Source organism: Pseudomonas sp. SDO55104_S430, from assembly GCF_054070595.1.
Genome location: NZ_JBSVXG010000275.1, coordinates 1 through 6,678, shown reverse-complemented (window position 1 = coordinate 6,678; position 6,678 = coordinate 1). Strand labels below are relative to the sequence as shown.

The following is a 6,678-nucleotide window of genomic DNA, read 5'->3' as shown; positions in this document are numbered from 1 at the left end:
CGCGAAGAGGCCGGCACATTCAGCATCGATGTCGCCTGACACTCCGCCTTCGCGGGCAAGCCTCGCTCCTACGGCTACTACAACTGGCTGACGTAGGTCCCGGTGCCCTTGAGGATGTTCTGCAAGGTCTCTTCAACCTCCGCCAGATCACCCGCATCAGTGCTGTGGACGATCTCCAGCGAATCATGGCCATTGAGCACATCTGCATCGGTCGCTGCGATTTCGATGAGCAGGCGGGTAGGGCTCAGGGTCACCTTTACGCCGTCCAGGGTCGAAGGTTCGCCATCGAGGGTGATTTCCAGCTCGTCCTCGTCGGGGTAGCGGGTCATCAGGAACATTTCGCCCTGGGTGCTGTGGCAGCAGAGCATGGCCATGTTGTCTTCTTCGTCGTCGCACGGGTTGACGATCAAGAGGGCGGTGGTCATTTGCATGGGGGATTCCTGGCTCGGCGAGCATGATGAGGGCGAAAGAAAGGCGATTTTGCCAGTCCCGCGCAATTTCTGCTCGCCCAAGTATCCGGGCCGTTATGTGAACGAACCCTGAGGTGCTGGTCATTTCTGGTACGTACGTGCCGCAAAACCGGACGGAAAACCGCCGTTTTTCCCCGCGGCTGCTAGTGTTGTTCGATGCGCCGCGACGAACCTGCGTGCCGATGACCGAATATGTCGCAGCATCGCAAGAATGGGCCTTGCCGCACTCGTTAAGCTGCGCAACGGATGTGCACCTGTAAAGACATTGCGCCGTACGCGGTCAGTCGTTTTTACAGATGCCCATTCACGGAAGGTGAATGTGACCAGAGTGTCTCGTCCAGCTTCACCCACCTGTCACCCTGTTTCCTCTGCCCGAGAATCAGGAACAGGGTGACGGGTAGCCCCGAAAAGGGGTTTTGCACGCGACGCTTCCATCAATAACAAGCCCTAGCGGAGTACCACAGATGGCGTTCTTCACCGCAGCCAGCAAAGCCGACTTCCAGCACCAACTGCAAGCGGCACTGGCGCAGCACATCAGTGAACAGGCACTGCCACAAGTGGCGCTGTTCGCTGAACAATTCTTCGGCATTATCTCCCTGGACGAACTGACCCAGCGTCGTTTGTCCGACCTCGCTGGCTGTACTCTTTCTGCATGGCGCCTGCTCGAGCGCTTCGATCACGCGCAACCGCAAGTGCGTGTCTACAACCCCGATTACGAACGCCACGGCTGGCAGTCGACCCACACCGCGGTCGAAGTGCTGCACCACGACCTTCCATTCCTGGTGGACTCGGTGCGTACCGAGCTGAACCGTCGCGGCTACAGCATCCACACCCTGCAAACCACCGTGCTGAGCGTGCGTCGCGGTGCCAAGGGCGAGCTGCTGGAAATCCTGCCCAAGGGCACCCAGGGCAACGACGTGCTGCATGAGTCGTTGATGTACCTGGAAATCGACCGTTGCGCCAACACCGCCGAACTGAACGTGCTGACCAAAGAGCTGGAGCAAGTGCTCAGCGAAGTGCGCGCCGCGGTGACCGATTTCGAACCGATGAAAGCCAAGGTCCAGGAAATCCTGAGCAGCCTGGACAACAGCTCGTTCGCCGTCGATGCCGAAGAAAAGAACGAAATCAAGGGCTTCCTGGAATGGCTGGTGGGCAACCACTTCACCTTCCTGGGCTACGAAGAGTTCGTGGTCACCGATCAGGCCGATGGCGGCCACATCGAGTACGACCAGAGCTCCTTCCTGGGTCTGACCAAATCCCTGCGTACCGGCCTGACCTACGATGACACGCGCATCGAAGATTACGCCGTGAACTACCTGCGCGAGCCGAAACTGCTGACCTTCGCCAAGGCTGCGCACCCGAGCCGCGTTCACCGTCCGGCTTACCCTGACTACGTGTCGATCCGGGTAATCGACGCCGACGGCAAGGTCGTCAAGGAATGCCGTTTCATGGGCCTGTACACCTCGTCGGTGTACGGCGAAAGCGTACGTGCGATCCCGTACATCCGTCGCAAGGTCGCGGAAATCGAAGAGCGCTCCGGCTTCCAGTCCAAGGCCCACCTGGGCAAGGAACTGGCACAGGTTCTGGAAGTGCTGCCGCGGGACGATCTGTTCCAGACGCCGGTGGACGAGCTGTTCAGCACCGTGATGTCGATCGTGCAGATCCAGGAACGCAACAAGATCCGCGTATTCCTGCGCAAGGACCCGTACGGCCGCTTCTGCTACTGCCTGGCCTACGTGCCGCGTGACATCTATTCCACCGAAGTGCGCCAGAAGATCCAGCAAGTGCTGATGGATCGCCTGAAAGCCTCGGACTGCGAGTTCTGGACGTTCTTCTCCGAGTCCGTACTGGCCCGCGTGCAACTGATCCTGCGCGTCGACCCGAAAAACCGCATCGACATCGACCCGCAGCAGCTGGAAAACGAAGTGATCCAGGCCTGCCGCAGCTGGCAGGACGACTACTCCGCGCTGACCGTCGAAGCCTTCGGCGAAGCCCAGGGCACCAACGTGCTGGCCGACTTCCCGAAAGGTTTCCCGGCCGGCTACCGCGAGCGTTTCGCCGCGCATTCGGCCGTGGTCGACATGCAGCACCTGCTGAACCTCACCGACAAGAAGCCGCTGGTGATGAGCTTCTACCAGCCGCTGGGCCAGGTGTCCGGCCAGCGCGAGCTGCACTGCAAGCTGTACCACGCCGATACCCCGCTGGCCCTGTCCGACGTTCTGCCGATCCTGGAAAACCTCGGCCTGCGCGTGCTGGGTGAATTCCCGTACCGTCTGCGTCACACCAACGGCCGCGAGTTCTGGATTCATGACTTCGCCTTCACCGCTGCCGAAGGCCTGGACCTGGACATCCAGCAACTCAACGACACCCTGCAGGACGCCTTCGTCCACATCGTGCGCGGCGATGCCGAAAACGATGCGTTCAACCGTCTGGTACTGACCGCCGGCCTGCCTTGGCGCGACGTGGCGCTGCTGCGTGCCTACGCCCGTTACCTGAAGCAGATCCGTCTGGGCTTCGACCTTGGCTACATCGCCAGCACCCTGAACAACCACACCGACATCGCTCGCGAGCTGACCCGGTTGTTCAAGACCCGTTTCTATCTGGCGCGCAAGCTTAGCGGCGACGATCTGGACGACATGCAGCAACGCCTGGAACACGCGATTCTCAGCGCCCTGGACGACGTTCAGGTGCTCAACGAAGACCGCATCCTGCGTCGCTACCTGGACCTGATCAAGGCGACCCTGCGTACCAACTTCTACCAGACCGACGCCAACGGCCATAACAAGTCGTACTTCAGCTTCAAGTTCAACCCGCACCTGATTCCGGAACTGCCAAAACCGGTTCCGAAGTTCGAGATCTTCGTTTACTCGCCGCGCGTCGAAGGCGTGCACCTGCGCTTCGGCAACGTCGCTCGCGGCGGCCTGCGCTGGTCCGACCGTGAAGAAGACTTCCGTACCGAAGTCCTGGGCCTGGTAAAAGCCCAGCAAGTGAAGAACTCGGTGATCGTGCCGGTGGGCGCCAAGGGTGGCTTCCTGCCACGTCGCCTGCCGCTGGGCGGCAGCCGGGACGAGATCGCGGCCGAAGGCATCGCCTGCTACCGCATCTTCATTTCGGGCTTGCTCGACATCACCGACAACCTGAAAGACGGCGCGCTGGTTCCGCCAGCCAACGTCGTGCGTCATGACCAGGACGACCCGTACCTGGTAGTGGCGGCGGACAAGGGCACCGCGACCTTCTCCGACATCGCTAACGGCATCGCCATCGACTACGGCTTCTGGCTGGGTGACGCGTTCGCCTCCGGCGGTTCGGCCGGTTACGACCACAAGAAAATGGGCATCACCGCCAAGGGCGCGTGGGTCGGCGTGCAGCGCCACTTCCGCGAGCGCGGCATCAATGTCCAGGAAGACAACATCACTGTGGTGGGCGTCGGCGACATGGCCGGTGACGTGTTCGGTAACGGCTTGCTGATGTCCGACAAGCTGCAACTGGTCGCCGCCTTCAACCACATGCACATCTTCATCGACCCGAACCCGAACCCGGCGACCAGCTTCGCCGAGCGTCAGCGCATGTTCGACCTGCCGCGTTCGGCGTGGTCGGATTACGACACCAGCATCATGTCCGAAGGTGGCGGTATCTTCTCGCGCAGCGCGAAGAGCATCGCGATCTCCCCGCAGATGCAAGAGCGTTTCGACATCAAGGCCGACAAGCTGACCCCGACCGAACTGCTCAATGCCTTGCTCAAGGCACCGGTGGATCTGTTGTGGAACGGTGGTATCGGTACCTACGTCAAAGCCAGCACCGAAAGCCACGCCGATGTCGGCGACAAGGCCAACGATGCGCTGCGCGTGAACGGCAACGAACTGCGCTGCAAAGTAGTGGGCGAGGGCGGTAACCTCGGCATGACTCAACTGGGTCGCGTCGAATTCGGTCTCAATGGCGGCGGTTCCAACACCGACTTCATCGACAACGCCGGTGGCGTGGACTGCTCCGACCACGAAGTGAACATCAAGATCCTGCTGAACGAAGTGGTTCAGGCCGGCGACATGACCGACAAGCAACGCAACGAGTTGCTGGCGAGCATGACTGACGAAGTCGGTGGCCTGGTGCTGGGCAACAACTACAAGCAGACCCAGGCGCTGTCCCTGGCTGCTCGTCGTGCCCTGCCACGTATCGCTGAATACAAGCGTCTGATGAACGACCTGGAAGGTCGCGGCAAGCTGGATCGCGCCATCGAGTTCCTGCCGTCGGAAGAGCAGATCAACGAACGCGTCGCAGCCGGCCACGGCTTGACCCGTCCGGAGCTGTCGGTGCTGATCTCCTACAGCAAGATCGACCTCAAGGAGCAGCTGCTGGGCTCCCTGGTGCCGGACGACGACTACCTGACCCGCGACATGGAAACCGCGTTCCCGCCGACGCTGGTGAACAAGTTCTCCGACGCCATGCGTCGTCACCGTCTGAAGCGCGAAATCGTCAGCACCCAGATCGCCAACGATCTGGTCAACCACATGGGCATCACCTTCGTTCAGCGACTCAAGGAGTCGACCGGCATGACCCCGGCGAACGTGGCCGGCGCGTATGTGATCGTGCGTGACATCTTCCACCTCCCGCACTGGTTCCGTCAGATCGAAGCCCTGGACTACAAGGTTTCCGCCGACGTGCAACTGGAGTTGATGGACGAGCTGATGCGCCTGGGGCGTCGCGCTACGCGCTGGTTCCTGCGCAGCCGTCGCAATGAGCAGAACGCTGCCCGTGACGTCGCCCACTTCGGTCCGCACCTGAAGGAGCTGGGTCTGAGTCTGAACGAGCTGCTGACCGGCCCGACCCTGGAAAACTGGAAGACCCGCTACGAGGCCTACGTCGAGGCGGGCGTTCCGGAGTTGCTGGCACGCATGGTTGCGGGTACCTCGCACCTGTACACCTTGCTGCCGGTGATCGAGGCGTCCGACGTGACTGGTCAGGATCCGGCTGAAGTGGCGAAAGCCTTCTTCGCTGTGGGTGAAGAGCTGAATATCACCTGGTACCTGCAACAGATCAGCGCCTTGCCGGTTGAAAACAACTGGCAGGCCCTGGCCCGTGAAGCGTTCCGCGATGATGTCGACTGGCAACAGCGTGCGATCACCATCTCGGTCCTGAATCTGTGCGAAGCCTCGGTTGAGGCACGCCTGGATTCGTGGATGGCGCAACACGCCAGCATGATCGAACGCTGGCGCGCGATGCTGGTGGAAATCCGTGCCGCCAGCGGTACCGACTACGCCATGTACGCAGTGGCCAACCGCGAGTTGCTGGATCTGGCCCTGAGCGGCCAGGCGCCGGCACCTGCTGCGGCACCTGCCAAAGTGGAGCTGGAATCGGCGGTCTGATAAGCCGTTGAATGAAAAAGCCCCGTATCGCGAGATGCGGGGCTTTTTTGTTTGCGCTGTTTTGCGCGCGATCAGATGCCGTCCAGTTGCTCCCTGGGGTCGATGAACAGCGGATAAGGTGTCGATCCGGTCGGGTAGGGCACATCGCGCTCCAGGATCTTGAGATTGAAGGTCACGGGATCGCCAACGTGATCGGTGTAGGCATACACCTTTGGGCTTTCGATCAAGTGGCGTTTGACCGTGTCGGCATTCCTGGCCTTGAGGTAAACCCTGGCTTCATCCTTTTTCAGGTCATCGAGGGTGATGATGTCCTGATCCATGTTCAGCAGGTTGAACGAGGTGGTGCTGCCACCGGCACCGACGAACGCGCCCAACAGGCCGTGAGGGTTCTTGCTCAGGTATTTGCCCAGATACGCTTCGCTGCGGATCTGGATGTTGTAGTAATCGTCGTAGCAGCAGAAATACACAATCATCTCGTCCGACCGGGTCAGGCCCACGGCCTTGTTGATCTTGTGCACCCGCACCATGCTTTTGCCGATCTCGGAATATCGGTGGGCGGTGGTCAGTAGATTGGCCTGGGCTGCGCTGTTGCCCAGCATCTGGCCGAAGAACTTCATCGGCGTGTCGTCGCAGCGGATGCGTGCGATAAATGATCTTTTCTGGTCTGTACTCATAATGATCTCCATGACTTTCAGAGTTCGCGTCGTGCGAGCGGCCAGAGTAATGGAGTTCAGCTTTGTGGATAGTGCGGAACAATTGCCTGATATTGCTATGAAGTTACTTATCCCCTGTGGGAGCGGGCTTGCTCGCGAATGCGGAGTGTCAGTCAGCCTATATGTTTCTGATAC

The 6,678-nt window shown here is 60.4% G+C and carries 3 protein-coding genes; 1 reads left to right on the top strand and 2 read right to left on the bottom strand.

The genetic code is table 11. The annotated features are described in order from the left end of the window. Positions 1-77 precede the first annotated feature (77 nt). Entirely contained in the window at positions 78-431 is a 354-nt protein-coding gene (locus tag ACW9JE_RS27325; RefSeq protein WP_457434530.1) for a hypothetical protein, read from the bottom strand. A gap of 503 nt (positions 432-934) precedes the next feature. On the opposite strand from ACW9JE_RS27325, the gene ACW9JE_RS27320 reads away from it, so the two are divergent. Next, entirely contained in the window at positions 935-5,830 is a 4,896-nt protein-coding gene (locus ACW9JE_RS27320; protein ID WP_457434529.1) for an NAD-glutamate dehydrogenase, read from the top strand. Positions 5,831-5,901: 71 nt separating this feature from the next. On the opposite strand, the gene ACW9JE_RS27315 is transcribed toward ACW9JE_RS27320, so the two are convergent. Further along, positions 5,902-6,504 carry a hypothetical protein gene (locus ACW9JE_RS27315; protein WP_457434528.1) on the bottom strand — a complete coding sequence of 201 codons (603 nt, stop codon included), beginning with the start codon at positions 6,502-6,504 and terminating at the stop codon, positions 5,902-5,904. Between the last annotated feature and the right edge of the window lie 174 nt (positions 6,505-6,678).

Coding starts and splice junctions, on each gene's coding strand:
- ACW9JE_RS27325 (WP_457434530.1), bottom strand. CDS start 431: ATGCAAATGACCACCGCCCTCTTGATCGTCAACCCGTGCGACGACGAA.
- ACW9JE_RS27320 (WP_457434529.1), top strand. CDS start 935: ATGGCGTTCTTCACCGCAGCCAGCAAAGCCGACTTCCAGCACCAACTG.
- ACW9JE_RS27315 (WP_457434528.1), bottom strand. CDS start 6,504: ATGAGTACAGACCAGAAAAGATCATTTATCGCACGCATCCGCTGCGAC.